This is a genomic window from Saccharomonospora halophila 8 (genome assembly GCF_000383775.1).
In the GTDB taxonomy this organism is placed as follows: Bacteria; Actinomycetota; Actinomycetes; order Mycobacteriales; family Pseudonocardiaceae; genus Saccharomonospora; species Saccharomonospora halophila.
In genome coordinates, this window is the sequence record NZ_KB912488.1 from 33,978 (window position 1) to 51,150 (window position 17,173).

General features: G+C 67.0%; 27 protein-coding genes. 3 read left to right on the forward strand and 24 right to left on the reverse strand.

The window, feature by feature from the left end:
* The first annotated feature begins 122 nt into the window (after window positions 1-122).
* From eccE to SACHA_RS20000, 3 genes are all read left to right on the forward strand, one after another.
* Window positions 123-1,340, forward strand: coding sequence for a type VII secretion protein EccE (gene eccE, locus SACHA_RS0102790; RefSeq protein WP_019807045.1), 1,218 nt, complete (start codon window positions 123-125; stop codon window positions 1,338-1,340).
* Entirely contained in the window at window positions 1,337-2,059 is a 723-nt protein-coding gene (locus SACHA_RS0102795) for a hypothetical protein (protein ID WP_019807047.1), read from the forward strand. The genes eccE and SACHA_RS0102795 overlap by 4 nt, the downstream gene beginning before the upstream one ends.
* A 219-nt stretch (window positions 2,060-2,278) precedes the next feature.
* Window positions 2,279-3,178, forward strand: coding sequence for a DUF559 domain-containing protein (locus SACHA_RS20000; protein WP_039737797.1), 900 nt, complete (start codon window positions 2,279-2,281; stop codon window positions 3,176-3,178).
* Here SACHA_RS20000 and truA read toward each other — a convergent pair.
* The 24 genes from truA to rplN form a co-directional block, all read right to left on the reverse strand.
* On the reverse strand, window positions 3,160-4,071 hold the full coding sequence (gene truA, locus SACHA_RS0102810) for a tRNA pseudouridine(38-40) synthase TruA (RefSeq protein WP_019807051.1): 912 nt from the start codon (window positions 4,069-4,071) through the stop codon (window positions 3,160-3,162). The genes SACHA_RS20000 and truA overlap by 19 nt on opposite strands.
* A 14-nt stretch (window positions 4,072-4,085) precedes the next feature.
* Window positions 4,086-4,655 (reverse strand): 50S ribosomal protein L17, encoded by a 570-nt coding sequence (gene rplQ, locus SACHA_RS0102815; RefSeq protein WP_028662836.1) that lies wholly within the window; start codon window positions 4,653-4,655, stop codon window positions 4,086-4,088.
* A gap of 39 nt (window positions 4,656-4,694) precedes the next feature.
* The gene (locus SACHA_RS0102820; protein WP_019807055.1) at window positions 4,695-5,759 is read right to left on the reverse strand and encodes a DNA-directed RNA polymerase subunit alpha; all 1,065 of its coding nucleotides are present in this window, start codon (window positions 5,757-5,759) and stop codon (window positions 4,695-4,697) included.
* Window positions 5,760-5,874: 115 nt separating this feature from the next.
* The gene (gene rpsD, locus SACHA_RS0102825) at window positions 5,875-6,480 is read right to left on the reverse strand and encodes a 30S ribosomal protein S4 (protein ID WP_019807057.1); all 606 of its coding nucleotides are present in this window, start codon (window positions 6,478-6,480) and stop codon (window positions 5,875-5,877) included.
* 23 nt (window positions 6,481-6,503) lie between these two features.
* The gene (rpsK, locus tag SACHA_RS0102830; RefSeq protein WP_019807059.1) at window positions 6,504-6,908 is read right to left on the reverse strand and encodes a 30S ribosomal protein S11; all 405 of its coding nucleotides are present in this window, start codon (window positions 6,906-6,908) and stop codon (window positions 6,504-6,506) included.
* Window positions 6,909-6,923: 15 nt separating this feature from the next.
* On the reverse strand, window positions 6,924-7,112 hold the full coding sequence (locus SACHA_RS25925) for a hypothetical protein (RefSeq protein ID WP_028662837.1): 189 nt from the start codon (window positions 7,110-7,112) through the stop codon (window positions 6,924-6,926).
* A complete protein-coding gene (gene rpsM, locus SACHA_RS0102840; protein WP_019807061.1) occupies window positions 7,109-7,489 on the reverse strand; it encodes a 30S ribosomal protein S13 in 381 nt (126 codons plus the stop codon). The genes SACHA_RS25925 and rpsM overlap by 4 nt, the downstream gene beginning before the upstream one ends.
* Window positions 7,490-7,698: 209 nt before the next feature.
* Entirely contained in the window at window positions 7,699-7,812 is a 114-nt protein-coding gene (gene rpmJ / locus SACHA_RS0102845) for a 50S ribosomal protein L36 (RefSeq protein ID WP_005461389.1), read from the reverse strand.
* A gap of 75 nt (window positions 7,813-7,887) precedes the next feature.
* Window positions 7,888-8,109: a translation initiation factor IF-1 gene (gene infA, locus SACHA_RS0102850; protein WP_005443304.1), complete on the reverse strand. Its 222-nt coding sequence runs from the start codon at window positions 8,107-8,109 to the stop codon at window positions 7,888-7,890.
* Window positions 8,110-8,471: 362 nt separating this feature from the next.
* Window positions 8,472-9,269, reverse strand: coding sequence for a type I methionyl aminopeptidase (gene map, locus SACHA_RS0102855; RefSeq protein WP_028662838.1), 798 nt, complete (start codon window positions 9,267-9,269; stop codon window positions 8,472-8,474).
* 23 nt (window positions 9,270-9,292) lie between these two features.
* Window positions 9,293-9,847, reverse strand: a complete 555-nt coding sequence (locus tag SACHA_RS0102860) for an adenylate kinase (RefSeq protein WP_028662839.1) — start codon at window positions 9,845-9,847, stop codon at window positions 9,293-9,295.
* Window positions 9,844-11,160 (reverse strand): preprotein translocase subunit SecY, encoded by a 1,317-nt coding sequence (gene secY / locus SACHA_RS0102865; protein ID WP_019807068.1) that lies wholly within the window; start codon window positions 11,158-11,160, stop codon window positions 9,844-9,846. Before secY ends, SACHA_RS0102860 begins: the two co-directional genes overlap by 4 nt.
* Window positions 11,161-11,456: 296 nt before the next feature.
* Window positions 11,457-11,762, reverse strand: coding sequence for a hypothetical protein (locus tag SACHA_RS25930; protein WP_232211796.1), 306 nt, complete (start codon window positions 11,760-11,762; stop codon window positions 11,457-11,459).
* Window positions 11,763-12,060: 298 nt separating this feature from the next.
* Window positions 12,061-12,486, reverse strand: coding sequence for a hypothetical protein (locus tag SACHA_RS0102875; RefSeq protein ID WP_019807070.1), 426 nt, complete (start codon window positions 12,484-12,486; stop codon window positions 12,061-12,063).
* 379 nt (window positions 12,487-12,865) lie between these two features.
* Window positions 12,866-13,309, reverse strand: coding sequence for a 50S ribosomal protein L15 (gene rplO, locus SACHA_RS0102880; protein ID WP_019807071.1), 444 nt, complete (start codon window positions 13,307-13,309; stop codon window positions 12,866-12,868).
* Complete coding sequence (rpmD, locus tag SACHA_RS0102885) at window positions 13,309-13,491, reverse strand: 50S ribosomal protein L30 (protein ID WP_019807072.1); 183 nt, start codon at window positions 13,489-13,491, stop codon at window positions 13,309-13,311. The genes rplO and rpmD overlap by 1 nt, the downstream gene beginning before the upstream one ends.
* 1 nt (window position 13,492) lies before the next feature.
* Window positions 13,493-14,128 (reverse strand): 30S ribosomal protein S5, encoded by a 636-nt coding sequence (gene rpsE, locus SACHA_RS0102890; RefSeq protein WP_019807074.1) that lies wholly within the window; start codon window positions 14,126-14,128, stop codon window positions 13,493-13,495.
* A gap of 36 nt (window positions 14,129-14,164) precedes the next feature.
* On the reverse strand, window positions 14,165-14,563 hold the full coding sequence (gene rplR / locus SACHA_RS0102895) for a 50S ribosomal protein L18 (protein ID WP_039737801.1): 399 nt from the start codon (window positions 14,561-14,563) through the stop codon (window positions 14,165-14,167).
* A 2-nt stretch (window positions 14,564-14,565) separates the two neighbouring features.
* On the reverse strand, window positions 14,566-15,105 hold the full coding sequence (gene rplF, locus SACHA_RS0102900) for a 50S ribosomal protein L6 (RefSeq protein WP_019807076.1): 540 nt from the start codon (window positions 15,103-15,105) through the stop codon (window positions 14,566-14,568).
* Between the two features lie 15 nt (window positions 15,106-15,120).
* A complete protein-coding gene (rpsH, locus tag SACHA_RS0102905; RefSeq protein ID WP_007023274.1) occupies window positions 15,121-15,519 on the reverse strand; it encodes a 30S ribosomal protein S8 in 399 nt (132 codons plus the stop codon).
* Between the two features lie 122 nt (window positions 15,520-15,641).
* Window positions 15,642-15,827: a type Z 30S ribosomal protein S14 gene (locus tag SACHA_RS0102910; protein ID WP_007023273.1), complete on the reverse strand. Its 186-nt coding sequence runs from the start codon at window positions 15,825-15,827 to the stop codon at window positions 15,642-15,644.
* A 75-nt stretch (window positions 15,828-15,902) separates the two neighbouring features.
* Complete coding sequence (gene rplE, locus SACHA_RS0102915) at window positions 15,903-16,475, reverse strand: 50S ribosomal protein L5 (RefSeq protein ID WP_007023272.1); 573 nt, start codon at window positions 16,473-16,475, stop codon at window positions 15,903-15,905.
* On the reverse strand, window positions 16,475-16,789 hold the full coding sequence (gene rplX / locus SACHA_RS0102920; protein WP_007023271.1) for a 50S ribosomal protein L24: 315 nt from the start codon (window positions 16,787-16,789) through the stop codon (window positions 16,475-16,477). Before rplX ends, rplE begins: the two co-directional genes overlap by 1 nt.
* Before the next feature lie 2 nt (window positions 16,790-16,791).
* Complete coding sequence (gene rplN / locus SACHA_RS0102925) at window positions 16,792-17,160, reverse strand: 50S ribosomal protein L14 (RefSeq protein WP_007023270.1); 369 nt, start codon at window positions 17,158-17,160, stop codon at window positions 16,792-16,794.
* Window positions 17,161-17,173: the final 13 nt, after the last annotated feature.

The following is a 17,173-nucleotide window of genomic DNA, read 5'->3' on the forward strand; positions in this document are numbered from 1 at the left end:
GCGGGCCCGGCGGGCCCGGCGGGCCGGGTGGTCCCGGAGATCCGGGGGGTTCCGGGGAGCCTGCCGGTGGCCAGGGAGAACCCGGGGGCCCGGCACGCGAGGCACCACCCGCACGACGTCGAATGGCGGCGGCGAGCTTCGGCCTGTTCCCGGTAGCCAACATCGTGGTGCTCGAGCTCGGGTTCGCGGTCGGCCTCGTCCTTCTCGCGATCAACGACGGCTTGCTCTACGTGGCGCTCGGGGTCACCACCGTGGCGCTTGTCCTGGCTTTCCTCCGGTGGAAGGGCCAGTGGTTCACGCAATGGGCAGGACTCACGGTCCGGTACGCGCTTCGATCACACGATCGCGTGATAACCCCACCCGATCCGACCAACGTCGAGCCCGTTGCCGTCCGGGAGGACGACGACGAGATCCTCGGACCCGAGGACGCCCGCGTCAGTCTGCTGCGACTCGCGGTACCCGACCTCGTCGTGGCGAAGACGAAGGACCATGAGCATCACGAGGTCGGGCTCGCTTGGCAGGACGGGACATGGACGGCGGTTCTTCTGGTCGAACCGACACCGGCACTGATCACCCAGGCGGGTGCCGCACCGAGCCTTCCCCTCGCGGCACTGGCTCCCTGCCTGGAGGACCGTGGAGTCATCCTCGATTCGATCCAGATGACCTCCCACTGCTACCCGGGCAGTGCGGCCCTGCCTGCGGAGTCACCGGCACTCGAGTCCTACCTGGAGGTCCTCGGACCGTTGTCCGCTCCGGCGCGACGATCCACCTGGATCTCCGTCCGACTCGACCCGAAACGGTGTCCGACGGCTGTCCGTGAACGCGGTGGGGGTGTCGTCGGCGCGCACAGAGCGCTGATGGGTGCCCTCTCGCGCGTCCGCAATGCACTGGAGTCACAAGGAGTGCCGACCAGGCCGTTGAACCCGGAGGAACTGCTGAGATCCGGTATTTCCGCGGCCGAACTGACCGACGTCGCCGGGTCGACCACCAGTGTCCGACTGCACGAACGCTGGGGCGGCGTCACCGCTGCCGGGATCGGACACGCCAGTTACGCCATCACCGGGTGGCCGAAGGGGCGGATCAGCAGCAATCTCGACGCACTCACCAGTGTCCGCGCGTTGTCCGCGACCGTCGCCATGTCCATCTCGCCCGCGTCCGACGACGGAAAGGTCGGACTGCGGGGCGTCGTACGTATCAGCGCGCGGAATCCGCGTGAACTCGAGGCGGGCGACCAGCGGCTGACAAGCATCTCCGAACGGATCGGAGTCACACTGACACCACTCCGTGGATCGCAGGCGTCCGGATTCGCCTCGACGTTACCCCTGGGAGGTACCGCGTGAGCGCCCGTGTCCACGACGCGAACGAGGCCGCAGGTGTGGCACCGGAATTCGTCGTCGATCCCGAACTGCTCGACGCTGTCAGTCCTTCGGGTGACCGTGGGGGAATCGTGCTCGGGTCCGGGCTGCAGGGGGAACCGCTGACGGTCTCCGCACTGCGGTCAACACCCACGCGCATCGTCCTGGTGGGTGGGCTGTACCTGTCCCGGCAGGTCGCGCTGCGTGCGATGGCGGTCGGCGCCTGGGTCGTCATCGCGACCGGGCGCCCCGCAGCGTGGCACGTCCTGCCCCAGGCTGCGGGACAGCAACAGAACGGACAGCCATCCCCGTTGGTCCAGATCCGGCGACTCTCACCGGTGGAACTGCCCAGGCCCTCCGAGGACGCACCACTACTCGTCGTCCACGACGGCGGTCCAACACCGCAGGACCTGTTTCCTCCACGTTCACCGTGGCAGACGACGATCTATGTCCTGCCGTACCTCCATCCGCAGGCAGGTGCACTGGCGAATGCGGCGGACCTGGTGCTGATGCAACGCCTTCCCGCGGGGCAGGCGGAACTCGCGGGCCGCATCTGGCGGCTCCCGCCGCAGATGATGCGGCAGCTGACGACCTTGAAGGACGACCAGGTCGTCGCCCTGGGCCGTAACCTGTGGCGCCCGCTTCGCCTGGTCACCACCCCCAAGGAGCAGCAACTCCTCGGCCCCGTCCGCCGCGGCGACTGACCTCGTCCCCCACTCCCGCCCGCCCTTCGACCGACACATGCCGTGGTTCCGGGCGGGAGGGGTGGGACGTTCTGCGGGCGAACGGTGGCGGTTCCGCAGGTTTCTTGCCTGTCAAGGCGTCGCCCGGCAGCAGTGGACAAGTCCGTCTCTTCGACAAACCTGTGGACAACTGCTGATCGGGAAGAGACGTGTGTCGGCGCTGTGAGTCAGGCTGTAGCCATGGACTCAGCGACGCGAATCGACATCAACGACGTCTTCCGTGGCTCAGCGGCACGCTCCGCGGGATACCTCACCGCAGCTCAACTTCGGGGCCCGCGGTTTCGCCGCCTGTTCCAGGACGTTTACGCACCGGCCCATCTCGAGGTCACTCACGAACTCCGCTGCCGCGGAGCCGCGCTGATCGTCCCGAAGCGTGCCGTTCTGACCGGGCGCTCGGCAGCGACCGTTCTCGGCGTCGACCTCGCCAAACCGAACGATCCGGTGGAATTCGTCGTGCCCGAGGAGGCACGTTTCGGCCCGATCCGTGGTCTCCACGTCCGACGAACAGCAGTGGGGAGGAAGGAATCCCGCCCGTGGCGCGGAGTGCGAATCGCACGACCCTGTCGCATCGCGCTCGACCTGCTCCTACGGCACTCTCCCCGGACCCGTAGCTGGGTGCGCAGACTCCGGCTCGCCGTTCCTGATCTGGACGCCTTCGTCCGCGCCCGTATGGTTTCCCGGTCCAGACTCGCACGCATACTTTACCGCCGCCGCAACCGGGGGATCCGGCTCGCGCGAAAAGCGTTCGAAATGTCTGACGACCGGGCAGAGTCACTTCCGGAATCGGAACTCCGGGTCGTCCTGGTCTGTGGCGGATTTAAACCGACTCCGCAATACCGCATAGTCCGAGCCGGCAAGGAGGTGGCACGACTCGATCATGCCCTTGAGGAGAGCAAGACAGCCGTCGAATACGACGGTTTGTGGCACCGGACCAAACGTCAGGTGCGGCGGGACAAGCTGCGCCGAAAGTGGTTGAGTGCGGAGGGATGGCGATTCGTCATCATCACCGCGGAGAAACTCGCCGGGGACCACGAGCGGTTGCTCGCCGAAGTGCGTGAGGCTCACTTCCGCGGCCGCTGATCAACCGGTCCGGTACTGCGCACATTACGGGTGGTCTCCGCCCGGGTCGCCAGCTGTTCGTCCGGTGGGTACTCGACATGGACCAGCGTCAACCCGTGAGCAGGCGCGACCACACTGCTGCGGTCCCCCAGGGCCAATAGTTCAGCAGGCCAGTCGATTCCTCTGCGACCGTCACCAACGTACAGCAACGCACCGACGAGACTGCGCACCATCGAGTGACAGAAGGCGTCCGCAGACACGTGCAGCACCAACTCGTGCTCGTCGACGCGTTCCCAGCGGAGGTGGCGCAACTCCCGGATCGTCGTCGCACCCTCTCTACGCTTGCAGAAGGCGGCGAAGTCGTGCAGGCCGACAAGGTGGATTGCCGCCTCGTTCATCGCGTCCACGGAAAGCTCCCGTGGCCACGTCAAAGTATCCCGTCGGCGCAGCGGACTGACTCCCCAGGCCGCATCCGACACCCGGTACTCGTAATGACGTTCCGCGGCCGAAAAGCGTGCGTCGAAGCCCGCAGGGGCACGCCGGACGTCAAACACCCGGACGTCGGCGGGCAGAGCGCGGTTCAACCGATACCGAGCCTGTCCGACGTCGGGGACACCATCGGCATCGACCGCCAACCTTCGGCGGTCTCGCGTTCCGCCCGCGAAACGCGTCACGTCCACGTGGACCACCTGGCCGGTGGCGTGGACGCCGGTGTCGGTGCGGCCGGCCACGACCACCGGGGGTTGGACGGAAGCGCCCGGGGGTTGCTTCGTCAGGGCGTCCTCCAGGACGCCCTGCACCGTGCGAAGTGTCGGTTGGCGGGCCCAGCCGTAGAAATCCGTACCGTCGTAGCCGAGGTCGAGACGGAGACGAACGAGCCCGCCGTCCCCGAAGGGAACGGCGGGCTCGTTCAACTCGTTCTGAGCCGTCAGGACTCGTCCTTCTTGTCGCTGTCGCTCGACTCATCGACGGCGTCGTTCGCCTCGTCCGAGATGCCGGCCTCGGCCTCGTCGTCCGGGCCGGACGTCCCCGCGTCCCGCCCGGCGGACTTCTCCGTGGTGGACTCGGGCTGCGCGTTCTGCGCGGCCTCGTCCTTCGCGAACTTCGTCTTCCGTGCGGCCTCCGCCTCGGAAGTCACCGTCTTCTCCGGGACCAGTTCGATGACCGCCATGGGCGCGTTGTCGCCCTTGCGCGGCAGCGTCCTGGTGATCCGCACATAGCCACCGTTGCGGTCGCTGTAGAACGGTCCGATCTCGGCCATCAGCTTGTGCACGACGTCCTTGTCCCGGATCGTCCGCATGATCTGACGCCGATTGTGCAGATCACCACGCTTCGCCTTGGTGATCAGCTTCTCGGCGAGCGGGCGCACCCGCTTGGCCTTCGCCTCGGTCGTAGTGATCTTACCGTGCTCGAACAACGACGTGGCCAGGTTGGCCAGCATCAACCGCTCGTGCGCAGGCGATCCGCCGAGACGGGATCCCTTCGTGGGGGTGGGCATCGGTTCTCCTCGTTTGAGCTTCTAGAGCCGCAGGACCACTTACAGCTGTTCCGTCTCCGCGAAGTCCTGGCCGTCGTCGGGGCCGGTGTCGGGGAAATCGGTCGCGGTGTCCGCGCCCCACGTCTCCTCCTCGTAGGTGGACGCAGCGGCAGTGGGGTCAAACCCGGGCGGGCTGTCCTTCAGCGCGAGGCCCAGACCGACGAGCTTCATCTTGACCTCGTCGATCGACTTGGCGCCGAAGTTCCGGATGTCGAGCAGGTCGGCCTCGCTCCGCGAGACCAGTTCGCCGACCGTGTGAATCCCCTCGCGCTTCAGGCAGTTGTACGACCGCACTGTCAGATCGAGGTCCTCGATCGGCATCGCGTAGGCCGCGATGGTGTCCGCCTCCTGCGGCGACGGCCCGATCTCGATGCCCTCGGCGTCGACGTTGAGCTCACGAGCGAGCCCGAACAGCTCGACCAGCGTCCTGCCCGCCGACGCGACCGCGTCCCTCGGTGTGAGGGACGGCTTGGTCTCCACGTCGAGGATCAGCTTGTCGAAGTCGGTCCGCTGTTCGACACGGGTCGCCTCGACCTTGTAGGTCACCTTCAGCACCGGCGAGTAGATCGAGTCGATCGGGATACGACCGATTTCGGCACCGGCCTGCTTGTTCTGCAGAGCGGGCACGTATCCGCGGCCACGCTCGACGACCAGTTCGATCTCGAGCTTGCCCTTGTCGTTGAGCGAAGCGATCTGCAGATCCGGGTTGTGCACCGTCACCCCGGCCGGAGGCACGATGTCCGCCGCGGTCACCTCGCCCGGCCCCTGCTTGCGCAGGTACATCGTGACGGGCTCGTCCTCCTCCGAGGAGACGACGAGTTCCTTGAGATTCAGGATGATCTCGGTGACGTCTTCCTTGACGCCCGGCACGGTGGTGAACTCGTGCAGCACGCCGTCGATACGGATGCTCGTGACCGCGGCACCCGGGATCGACGACAGCAGCGTGCGCCGCAACGAGTTGCCGAGGGTGTAGCCGAAGCCCGGCTCCAGCGGTTCGATCGTGAACCGTGAGCGCGTCTCGTTGACCGTCTCCTCGCTGAGAGTCGGCCGCTGGGAAATCAGCACTGTCCTTCTTCCTTTCCTGCCGACGCCCGCCATATGACGCCGAAAGGGATGGCGTGGTGGCGACGCGCTCCGGGCGCCGCCACCCGATCCGGACCGGCACCGGGCCGGTGCCGGATCACCTCGAGTAGAACTCGACGATCAATTGTTCCTGCACCGGAATGTCGATCTGTGCGCGCTCGGGCAACTGGTGCACGAGGATGCGCAGGTTCGACGGCACGACCTGCAGCCAGCCGGGCACGGGACGCTCACCCAGCGACTCCTTGGCCGCGACGAACGGCAGCATCTGCAGCGACTTCGGCCGGACATCGACAATGTCGAACTTCGTGACGCGGTAGCTGGGGATGTTGACGTTCGTCCCGTTCACCGTGAAGTGGCCGTGGCTGACCAGCTGCCGGGCCTGGCGGCGCGTCCGCGCGAGGCCCGCGCGGTACACGACGTTGTCCAGCCGGGACTCCAGGATCTGCAGCAGGTTCTCGCCGGTCTTGCCGGGACGCCGGGTGGCCTCCTCGTAGTACCGTCGGAACTGCCGCTCCACGATGCCGTACGAGTGACGGGCCTTCTGCTTCTCCTGCAGCTGCAGCAGGTACTCGCTCTCCTTGACCCGGCCGCGGCCGTGCTGACCCGGCGGGTAGGGGCGGCGCTCGAAGGCCTTGTCGCCACCGACGAGATCGACCTTGAGGCGACGCGAGAGACGGGTCGCGGGGCCGGTGTATCGAGCCATGGTTCTTTACTCCTCCCCGTTCCTCAGACCCGGCGACGCTTCGGCGGGCGGCAGCCGTTGTGCGGCTGCGGGGTCACGTCCTGGATGGTGCCGACCTCGAGTCCGGCGGCCTGCAGCGAACGGATCGCGGTCTCGCGTCCCGAACCGGGCCCCTTCACGAACACGTCGACCTTCTTCATGCCGTGCTCGGTCGCCTTGCGGGCCGCGTTCTCCGCGGCCATCTGTGCCGCGAACGGCGTCGACTTCCGGGAGCCCTTGAAACCGACGTGGCCGGAGGACGCCCAGGAGATCACCGCGCCCTGCGGATCGGTGATCGAGACGATGGTGTTGTTGAACGTGCTCTTGATGTGGGCGTGCCCGTGTGCAACGTTCTTCTTTTCCCTGCGCCGGACCTTCTTGGTTCCGGTCGTACGACTCTTGGGTGGCATGGTCGGGTTTCTCCTCTAGCGCGAGTTCTGATGATGGGCGACCGCGGCCTCGTGCTGGCCACGCCGGATGAGTGTTCCGGCGTCCGTGTACAGCTGGCGCAGCGCCATCGGACGGGCGTAGAGAGCCCTCGGGGACATGCGGGAGGTCGCACGCCGACGCTGGACCGCGCCGGCACGGGCACCCCGTCGGACCCGGACGCTCACTTCTTGCCCGCCTTCTTCTTGCCGGCGACCGTCTTCTTCGGGCCCTTGCGGGTGCGGGCGTTCGTCTTGGTGCGCTGGCCCCGCACCGGGAGCCCGCGGCGCCACCGCAGCCCCTCGTAGCACCCGATCTCGATCTTCCGCCGGATGTCGGCGTTCACCTCGCGCCGGAGGTCACCTTCGACCCTGAAGTTCTCTTCGATGTGATCCCGCAGTTTCACGAGGTCGTCGTCGCTGAGGTCCCGGACGCGGGTCTCCACGTTCAGGTCCGTCGCGGCGATGACCTCCCTGGAGCGGGTACGGCCGATCCCGTAGATGTAGGTCAGCGCGATCTCCAGCCGCTTCTCGCGGGGGAGGTCGACGCCGGCGAGTCGTGCCATTGGCGCTCGTGCTCCTTCGTTGTCATACCTTCGGGTCTTCTCCCCGTCCGTTCCGGGACCGACTCGCGTCGCCCGTCCGCTCTCACGAACGGTGTCCCGGCCCCGGCCCGAAGTCCCGGGGGTGAGCCGAGCCGCCGTGTCCGGCCGACCCGACAGGCGCGGGGAGGTACTGTGTGTTCGGCGTCAGAACACCTGAACGAGTGCCGCGATCAGCCCTGCCGCTGCTTGTGCCGCAGGTTGTCGCAGATCACCATGATCCGCCCGTGACGACGGACGATCTGGCACTTGTCGCAGATCCTCTTGACGCTCGGCTTGACCTTCACGTCTCCTGCTCTCCTGCTCGTGCTGAGTTGCTGCGCGCCCCCTGGCAGAGGTCGCCCTCCGCCACGCTCACGAAATCACTTGTAGCGGTAGACGATGCGTCCGCGGGACAAGTCGTAGGGCGAGAGCTCCACGACGACCCTGTCTTCCGGCAGGATGCGGATGTAGTGCTGCCGCATCTTGCCGCTGATGTGTGCTAGGACCTTGTGGCCGTTCTCCAACTCGACGCGAAACATCGCGTTGGGAAGCGGCTCGATTACGCGGCCCTCGACCTCGATGGCCCCGTCCTTCTTCGCCATGTACTCCGCGTTTCGTGATCGTTGAGCGTTGAGTGCTTGCCTGGGTGGCACACACGTCACGTCGGCCGGAACCCGATAAGCGAGCACGATGGGACCGACGTGATGAGCACGCCAATCAGACAGTGTACGCAACGCATGTCAAGCCCGACCACCGGGGCCGTGTCAAATCAGGCAGTGCCCGGCCGACCACTCTTAGCGGTCAACCGGACGACGGACCCGCAACTGCCTGTCCCCCGGCTTCCCGGTAGCGCGTTTCGCAAGCGGAACGTGGTCCCCGGGGCCCTGCGGTCGGCGAGGCGGGGGCGGTGCGATGGGGGTTGCGGGTATACGGGAGCCCGCCCGCGTGTATCGCAGTTCGCGGGCTAACTGTTGTCGTCCGGGGCGGTGAGGACCCACGGGCCGTCGTCGGTGATCGCGACCGTGTGTTCCCAGTGTGCGGCGCGGGAGCCGTCGGCGGTGACCACGGTCCATCCGTCGTCCAGCTCGACGGCTTCCGAGGACCCGGCTGTGAGCATCGGCTCGATGGCGAGCGCCATGCCGGACGTGAGCTTCGGGCCCCGGCCCGGCCGGCCGAGGTTCGGAAGGAACGGCTCCATGTGCATCTCGCGGCCGATCCCGTGTCCGCCGTACTCGGCGATCATCCCGTACTCCACGCCGTGCTCCGCGGCGCTCCGCTGGGCCGCCGTTTCGATGGCGTGCGAGATGTCCGTCAGCCGCGCGGCCGAACCGATGGCGGCCACTCCTGCCTCCATCGCCGCCCTGGTGGCCTCGGAGAGTGCGCGATCGCGATCCGGGACCGTGCCGATCTCGATGGTCACCGCCGAATCGCCGTGCCACCCGTCGAGGATCGCGCCACAGTCCACCGACAGCAGGTCACCGTCATTGAGCACGCGGTCCCGGGTCGGGATGCCGTGGACGATCTGCTCGTTCACCGATGCGCAGATCGACGCGGGAAAGCCGTGGTAGCCCTTGAACGACGGCACCGCATCCGCGTCGCGGATCGTCTGTTCGGCGAGCTCGTTCAGCTCACCGGTACTCGCACCGGGCACGGCCGACCGCCGTACCAGGTCGAGGGTCCGGGCGACGACGAGTCCGGCGCGTCGCATCGCGTCGAGCTCGCCGCGCGTCTTGACCTCGATCGTATTTCGGCGTCGGAACATATCCAGCAGTGAGCCGACCAGACTCACGAGCGCTTGCCGAGCGCGTCGAGCACCCTGTTCGACACCTCGTCGATGTCCCCGACACCGTCGACCGTCAGCAGGATGTCGGAGTAGTACTCCAGCAGCGGCGCCGTCTCCGAGCGGTACACCTGCTGCCTACGGCGGATGACGTCCTCGGTGTCGTCGGACCGTCCGCGCTCCAGCAACCGCTCGACCAGCAGGTCTTCGGACACCTGGAGCTCAATCACCGCGTCGAGCGCGGCGTCGTTGTCGGCGAGCATCTCGCCGAGCACCTCGGCCTGCTTGGTGTTCCGCGGGAAGCCGTCGAGCAGGAAGCCGCTCTTGGCGTCCGGGTCGCTCAGGCGTTCACGCACCATCTCGTTCGTCACCGTGTCCGGTACGAGCTCGCCGGCGTCGAGATAGCGCTTCGCTTCCCGGCCGAGCGGGGTCTCCTGCCCCACGTGCGACCGGAACAGATCACCGGTGGAGATGTGCGGAACGCCGAGTCTGTCGGACAGCGCCGCAGCTTGCGTACCTTTTCCGGCCCCTGGAGGACCAACGAGGACCACACGCGTCATCGGAGGAACCCTTCATAGTTGCGCTGCATCAGCTGGCTCTCGATCTGCTTCACGGTGTGCAGGGCGACACCGACCATGATCAGCACAGCTGTTCCGCCGAACGGGAAGTTCTGGGCGCCGCCGCCTTGCTGGCTCCCGGTCATGGACAGGAAGAAGTTGGGCAGGATCGCCACGATACCCAGGTAGATCGACCCGGGCAGGGTGATCCGGTTGAGCACGAACCCGAGGTACTCGGCGGTCGGCCGACCCGGGCGGATCCCCGGGATGAAGCCGCCGAACTTCTTCATCTCCTCAGCGCGGTCGTCCACGTTGAAGGTGATCGTGATGTAGAAGTACGTGAAAAAGATGATCATCGAGAAGTACAGCAGGATGTGTACCCAGCTCGACTGATCGGTCAGGTACGTCTGGATGAACTGCTGCCATCCGGACGCCTCGTTCGGATCCCCGATGAGCTGCCCGAGCAGATCGGGCAGGTACAGCAACGAGGACGCGAAGATCACCGGGATCACACCGGCCTGGTTGACCTTGATCGGCAGGTAGGTCGAGGTTCCGCCGTACATCCGGCGGCCGACCATCCGCTTGGCGTACTGCACCGGGATCCGGCGCTGGCCCTGCTCGACGAAGACCACGCTCGCGATGATCGCCAGTCCGAGGACGCAGACGAAGAAGAACGTGAGCCCGCCCGCCGAGCTCAGGATGTTCGCCCCCTCCTCGGGGATCCGCGCGGCGATGTTGAGGAAGATGAGCAGGGACATGCCGTTGCCGACACCGCGCTCGGTGATCAGCTCGCCGAGCCACATCATCACGGCGGTGCCCGCGGTCATCGTCAGCACCGTGAGGGCCAACGAGTAGACGCTGTCGTCCGGCAGCACCGGTACCTCACAGCCGACGAACAGCTGATTGCGGTCCGCCAAGGCGACCACGCCGGTGGCCTGCAGGATCGCGAGTCCGATCGTCAGGTACCGCGTGTACTGCGTCAGCTTGCCCTGTCCGGCCTGGCCTTCCTTCTTCAGCTCCTCGAACCGGGGGATCACCACCGTCAACAGCTGCACGATGATGCTCGCCGTGATGTAGGGCATGATGCCCGTGGCGAACACGGACAGCTGTAGCAGCGCCCCACCACTGAACAGGTTCAGCAGCGAGAAGATGTTCTGATCCTCTGCCTGCGCCTGACATGCCTGCACGTTGGGGTACGAAACCCCGGGAGCTGGCGTGACCGCACCGACGCGGTAGACGGCCACGATCATCAGCGTGAACAGGATCTTCTTGCGCAGGTCCGGCGTCGCGAGAGCCGAGCGGAAGGCGCTGAGCACGCGGGGGACCTCCTCGGCGTCGTCGGCGGACCGACGATCGGCTTGGCCGACCACCTTGGCCGGCTGGACACTCTGTCACTGGCGGGCAAGCCAGGCACGCTCGGGGCACATGGGTGCCCCAAGCGTCGATCCGACTCTAACAGCATCATCGGGCGCTGCCGCACACAGTGCACGCTTCGTGGGGCACGGGACCGTTCGGCCGGAGCCCGACGAGCACGTTTCGCCCGCTGAACGCGGTTCTCCGCGGCGAGTGAGGGCACGTTCAGCGGGCGAAACGTCGCGGTTGCCGGAACGGGTCAGCAGACGGGGGTCGTGCCGTCGACGCGGACGTCCCAAGCGGGGTGGGGCGCCGGTCCGTCGATGACCACGTCGTGGACGTACCAGTAGTAGTGGCCGTAGTAGGGGTCGCCGAAATGCATCTCGTAGGTTCCCCGCACCTTCTGGCGCATCGGGGCGGCGAAGATGTCGACCGCCTGGTACGGCCCCAGCTCGTGACGGATCTCGTCCGCCTTCGTGGTGGTCCAACTCCACTCTCGATTGAAACTCATCTCGTAGCTGGCTTCGAAGATCTCACCGAGCGTGACCCCGGCCCTGATCGTCACCCCAACCGAGTTCGTCGTCGTCTGCGACGACTCCCACCGGATCACACGGGTCGAGATGCCCTCCGAACAGTTCTGCGCACCGCCGGCCAACTCGTAGGTTCCGCGGTACACCTCCGGGGGCCCGGATGGATGAAATTCGCAGAGGTCCGTCCGACCTTGCTCGCACTGTTCCAGCAGTTGGCGGACGGTGGGACTCTCCGCAGCGCTCGCCGTAACGGGTATGAGCAGTACTCCGAGCATCGCCACCGCACCGATGAGCACTGCCAGCGCTCGCCTACCACGTCCCATCTCGCCCTCCTCAGCTCAGCCCTACGGTCACGGTGCGGTCGTTGATGTAGCTGCCCACTTCCGGGTGGTTCTCCTTGTACGGACCGGCCCGATCCCCGGAGTCCGGATACAGCCAGACCCAGCACGTCGACCACGCTTGGACGGACGAAATCCGGTTCTGCCAGTAGTCGTCGAGGTCAAGCCAGAAGTCGATCTTGCCGTTCTTCGGGCAGGGCTCCGGAACGGTAACGGTGAGCGTGGCGCCGCCGTAGTCGCTGTGCTCGAACACGGTCGCCCCGATGATCTCGCCTGCCGTGCGGGCGGAGACGCTTGTGCCGCCCCGTTGCGTCGCCTCGTCGAGCGAGTTGTAGCAGCGATACTCCTGCGTCGTCACGCTGTATACGCAGTGCTCGCCATCGGGTGCGGCGGCCGCAGGCACCGCCGCGAGCGCGAGCATCGCCGCGGTGCCGACGGTGGCGGAAAGGGCGAGGGCGGCACGACAGCGGTGCCGCCTCCGCGTGATTCCGGCTGATGTCATGCGATCTCCTCCCAGAGCCGAGCCCGAACCGGTTCAGGCGGACTCGACCCTTTCGAGGAGCCGCGCGATCGATTGAGGGCCAACTCGCGAGTAACCCACAGAGGTCTCCCCGGTTCCCGACGATCGTTCTCCCCTGCTCGGGTGGCCGTGGCCCCTGCGCCGCCCAGGAACCGGCCGCACCGCGTTTCGCGGGCTGAACGTGGTCTGGCGAGGGACGGCCGGGATGTGTGCGCCCATGACAACGGCCCGCCCGGGTATCCGGGCGGGCCGTTGTCCTGTGGTTGCGGCGGGTTACCGCTCAGAGTCGGGTCGCCGTGCCGCCCACCGACTCGATCTTCTCCCGGGCCGACTTCGAGAAGGCGTCGGCGGCGACGTCGAGCTTGACGCCGTTCACGTCGCCGTCGCCGAGGACCTTCACGAGTTCGTCCTTGTGGACAAGGCCCCGGGACACCAGCTCGTCCCTGCCGACCGTGCCGCCGTCCGGGAACGCGCGGACGAGATCGCCCACGTTGATTCCCTGGTACGCGGTGCGGTTGCGGTTCTTGAACCCACGCAGCTTCGGGAGCCGCTGCTGGATGGGCATCTGCCCACCCTCGAAGCCGGCGGGCACGTTCTTGCGGGCCCTGGTGCCCTTCGTACCGCGACCCGCCGTCTTGCCCTTCGAGCTCTCACCACGGCCGACACGGATCTTGTCCCGATTGGCGCCGGGGGCCGGCCTCAGGTGGTGGATCTTGATGGCCATTACTTGACCTCCTCCACGTTCACCAGGTGGCGGACCGCGTTGATCAGACCACGCACCTGTGGCGTGTCCTCCCGCACCACCGACTGGTGGATCTTGCGCAGGCCGAGGGTGCGCAGCGAGGCCTTCTGGCTCTTCTGCGTGCCGACCAGGCCCCTGGTCTGCGTGACCTTCAGTTGCGTCATGTCAGACCTCCTGCCCCGCGCGCTGGCGCAGCATCCGGGCCGGGGCGACGTCCTCGAGCGGCAGTCCACGACGGGCCGCCACCTCCTCCGGACGCTGCAGATCCCGCAGGGCCCGCACGGTCGCGTGCACGATGTTGATCGCGTTGTCGCTGCCCAGCGACTTCGACAACACGTCGTGCACCCCGGCGCACTCCAGCACCGCACGCACGGCACCACCGGCGATCACACCGGTACCGGGGCTCGCCGGACGGAGCAGAACCACACCCGCGGCCTCCTCACCCTGCACGGGGTGCGGGATGCTGCCCGCGATCCGGGGCACGCGGAAGAAGTTCTTCTTGGCCTCCTCGACGCCCTTGGCGATCGCCGAGGGCACCTCCTTGGCCTTTCCGTAGCCGACACCGACCTGCCCGTCGCCGTCCCCGACGACGACCAGCGCGGTGAAGCTGAAGCGCCGACCACCCTGGACGACCTTCGCCACCCGGTTGATCGATACGACGCGCTCGAGGTGCGGGGTCTTGTCCTGGGCCGCCCCGCCACGGCCACCGTCACGACGGTCCCTGCGGTCCCGGCCGCCACCGCGCTCGCGGTCGCCGCCCGGTCCCCCCTGGCCGCCGGATTGCCGCGTACGTCCCGGCATCAGGCGTTCCTTCCGTTCTCGAGAAATGTGCTCATGTCAGAACTCCAACCCCGCCTCGCGGGCGGCGTCGGCGAGAGCCGCGATCCGGCCGTGGTAGGCGTTGCCACCGCGGTCGAACACCGCTCGCGAGACGCCCGCGTCCTTGGCGCGGGCGGCGACCAGCTCGCCGACCCTCGTGGCCTTGGCCTTCTTGTCGCCCTCGACGGTGCGCACGTCCGCCTCCAACGTCGACGCCGCGGCCACCGTGTGGCCCGCGTCGTCGTCGATCAGCTGGACGACGAGGTGCCGCGAGGAGCGCTTGACCGACATCCGCGGGGTCTGCGCCGTGCCGCTGATCTTCTTCCGCAGCCGTGCGTGCCTGCGGGCCTTGCCGGCGCGACGACGGGTGGAGATGTCCTTGCCGACCGGCTTGCGCTTCGTCACCGTTTCGCTCATGATCACTTACCCGTCTTTCCGACCTTGCGACGGATGCGCTCGCCCTCGTACCGCAGGCCCTTGCCCTTGTAGGGGTCGGGACGCCGGAGCTTGCGGATGACCGCCGCCGTCTGGCCGACCTTCTGCTTGTCGATGCCGGACACCGAGAACTTGGTCGGGCTCTCCACCTTGAAGGTGATCCCCTCGGGCGCGGACACCGTCACCGGGTGGCTGAAGCCGAGCGCGAATTCGAGGTCGTCGCCCTTGGCCTGGACGCGGTAGCCGACTCCGTGAATCTCCATCCGCTTCTCGAAGCCGTCGTTGACTCCGGTGACCAGGTTGTTGACCAGGGTCCGGGTCAGTCCGTGCAGCGAGCGGTTCTCCCGTTCGTCGTCCGGGCGCCGGACAGCGAGCGTGCCGTCCTCGTCCCGCTCCACGGTGATCGGCTCCGGGACGGTGTGCTCGAGAGTGCCCTTCGGCCCGGTGACCGAGACGTGCTGACCGTCGATGGTCACCTCGACCCCGGAGGGGACGGTGATCGGCAGCTTACCGATGCGTGACATGCCTGTCCCCCTTCCTCACCAGACATAGGCGAGGACTTCCCCGCCCACGCCGTTGCGCTTGCACTGCCGGTCGGTCTGCAGGCCGGACGAGGTCGAGATGATCGCCACGCCGAGGCCCCCCAGAACGCTGGGCAGGTTGGTCGATTTCGCGTACACACGCAGGCCGGGCTTCGACACGCGCCGCAGACCGGCGATGCTGCGCTCGCGGTTGGGGCCGAACTTCAGCTCGACGACCAGGTTCTTGTGCTTGTCTCCCGGCTCGGTGCGGTAGTCCGAGATGTAGCCCTCGCGCTTGAGGATCTCCGAGATGTTCGCCTTGATCTTCGAGTGCGGCAGCTCGACCACGTCGTGGTACGCCGAGTTCGCGTTCCGCAGACGTGTCAGGAAGTCTGCGATCGGGTCGGTCATCGTCATGGTGACCTGTCAACCTTTCTCGCCCCGGTTCCCCTCACCGGCGGCCGGTGCGTACCGGGCCGGCTCGGGGCCTGTGGCGAAGTGGGATGGATCCCTGTCTGCGCAGGGTGCGGTAAAAGCCTTCACCAGCTCGACTTGTTCACGCCGGGGAGCTGGCCCGCGTGCGCCATGTCCCGCAGGCAGATCCGGCACAGGCCGAACTTGCGGTAGACCGAACGGGGCCGGCCACACTTCTGGCAGCGGGTGTAGGCGCGCACCCGGAACTTGGGCTTGCGGGCAGCCTTGGCGATCAGAGCTTTCTTGGCCATCTGATCAACTCTCCTGATTCTTGCGGGACACCCGCACCCGGTCGGCTTTCATGAGCACAACGGACCGAGTGTCGCTCATGACGCCTCCTTGAACGGGAAGCCGAGCTTGCGGAGCAACGAGCGGCCCTCGTCGTCGTTGGTCGCCGTGGTGACGACCGTGACGTCCATGCCGCGGGGGCGGTCGATCGAGTCCGGCGAGATCTCGTGGAACATCGACTGCTCGGTCAACCCGAACGTGTAGTTGCCCTTGCCGTCGAACTGCTTGCTCGACAGGCCACGGAAGTCCCGGATCCGCGGCAGCGAGATGGTCAGCAGCCGGTCGAGGAACTCCCACATCCGGTCGCCCCGCAGCGTCACCCGGGCACCGATCGGCTGCCCCTCCCGCAACTTGAACTGCGAGATGGACTTCCGGGCCCGGCGCACCTCGGGACGCTGGCCGGTGATCGCGGCGAGGTCGCGGACCGCACCCTCGATGAGCTTGCTGTCCCGGGCGGCGTCGCCGACACCCATGTTCAGCACGACCTTGACCACACCAGGGATCTGGTGCGGGTTGCCCAGGTCGAACTCCTCACGCAGCTGACCGGCGATCTCATCGCGGTACCGGGTCTTCAACCGCGGCGTCGGGTAGCTTTTCTCTGCGGTGGTCATCAGATGTCCTTGCCCGTCCTACGCGAGATACGAACCTTCTTGCCGTCCTCGCCGATGCGGTGTCCCACCCGGGTCGGCTTTCCGTCGGAGTCGACGACCATCACGTTCGACACGTGGATGGGGGCCTCCTGGGTGACGATGCCGCCGGACTGGGCACCGCGCTGTGTCTGGGTGATCCGGGTGTGCTTCTTGATGCGGTTCACACCCTCGACCAGCACGCGCTGGCGGCCCGGGTAGGCCTGAATGACCTTGCCCTTGGCACCCTTGTCCTTGCCCGCGATGACGAGGACCGTGTCGCCCTTCTTCACCTTCATTGTCAGAGCACCTCCGGCGCGAGCGAGATGATCTTCATGAACTTCCGATCGCGCAGCTCGCGGCCGACCGGCCCGAAGATGCGTGTTCCGCGTGGATCGTTGTCGTTCTTGATGAGCACCGCGGCGTTCTCGTCGAACCGGATGTAGGAGCCGTCGGGGCGACGCTTCTCCTTCACCGTCCTGACGATGACGGCCTTGACGACGTCACCACGCTTCACATTGGCGCCCGGGATGGCGTCCTTGACGGTGGCGACGATGATGTCGCCGATGCCCGCGTAGCGCCGCCCCGAGCCACCGAGCACCCGGATGGTCAGGATCTCCTTGGCACCCGTGTTGTCGGCGACTCGCAGTCGCGACTCCTGCTGGATCACGTCAACTCCTGTA

Excerpts from the sequence above, each read along its gene's own strand:
- rplQ (WP_028662836.1), bottom strand. The coding sequence starts at position 4,655 with ATGCCCACCCCCACGAAGGGATCCCGTCTCGGCGGATCGCCTGCGCAC.
- rplE (WP_007023272.1), bottom strand. The coding sequence starts at position 16,475 with ATGACCACCGCAGAGAAAAGCTACCCGACGCCGCGGTTGAAGACCCGG.
- rplF (WP_019807076.1), bottom strand. The coding sequence starts at position 15,105 with ATGTCACGCATCGGTAAGCTGCCGATCACCGTCCCCTCCGGGGTCGAG.
- rpsM (WP_019807061.1), bottom strand. The coding sequence starts at position 7,489 with ATGGCACGACTCGCCGGCGTCGACCTCCCCCGCGAGAAGCGGCTGGAG.
- rplX (WP_007023271.1), bottom strand. The coding sequence starts at position 16,789 with ATGAAGGTGAAGAAGGGCGACACGGTCCTCGTCATCGCGGGCAAGGAC.
- SACHA_RS0102910 (WP_007023273.1), bottom strand. The coding sequence starts at position 15,827 with ATGGCCAAGAAAGCTCTGATCGCCAAGGCTGCCCGCAAGCCCAAGTTC.
- eccE (WP_019807045.1), top strand. The coding sequence starts at position 123 with ATGGCGGCGGCGAGCTTCGGCCTGTTCCCGGTAGCCAACATCGTGGTG.
- rpsK (WP_019807059.1), bottom strand. The coding sequence starts at position 6,908 with ATGCCACCCAAGAGTCGTACGACCGGAACCAAGAAGGTCCGGCGCAGG.
- SACHA_RS20000 (WP_039737797.1), top strand. The coding sequence starts at position 2,279 with ATGGACTCAGCGACGCGAATCGACATCAACGACGTCTTCCGTGGCTCA.
- SACHA_RS0102875 (WP_019807070.1), bottom strand. The coding sequence starts at position 12,486 with ATGCTCGCGCTCGCGGCGGTGCCTGCGGCCGCCGCACCCGATGGCGAG.
- map (WP_028662838.1), bottom strand. The coding sequence starts at position 9,269 with ATGTTCCGACGCCGAAATACGATCGAGGTCAAGACGCGCGGCGAGCTC.
- rplR (WP_039737801.1), bottom strand. The coding sequence starts at position 14,563 with ATGAGCGAAACGGTGACGAAGCGCAAGCCGGTCGGCAAGGACATCTCC.
- infA (WP_005443304.1), bottom strand. The coding sequence starts at position 8,109 with ATGGCGAAGAAGGACGGGGCCATCGAGGTCGAGGGCCGCGTAATCGAG.
- rpmD (WP_019807072.1), bottom strand. The coding sequence starts at position 13,491 with ATGACGCAACTGAAGGTCACGCAGACCAGGGGCCTGGTCGGCACGCAG.
- rplO (WP_019807071.1), bottom strand. The coding sequence starts at position 13,309 with ATGGCCATCAAGATCCACCACCTGAGGCCGGCCCCCGGCGCCAATCGG.
- rpsH (WP_007023274.1), bottom strand. The coding sequence starts at position 15,519 with ATGACGATGACCGACCCGATCGCAGACTTCCTGACACGTCTGCGGAAC.
- rpsD (WP_019807057.1), bottom strand. The coding sequence starts at position 6,480 with ATGGCTCGATACACCGGCCCCGCGACCCGTCTCTCGCGTCGCCTCAAG.
- rpsE (WP_019807074.1), bottom strand. The coding sequence starts at position 14,128 with ATGCCGGGACGTACGCGGCAATCCGGCGGCCAGGGGGGACCGGGCGGC.
- SACHA_RS0102860 (WP_028662839.1), bottom strand. The coding sequence starts at position 9,847 with ATGACGCGTGTGGTCCTCGTTGGTCCTCCAGGGGCCGGAAAAGGTACG.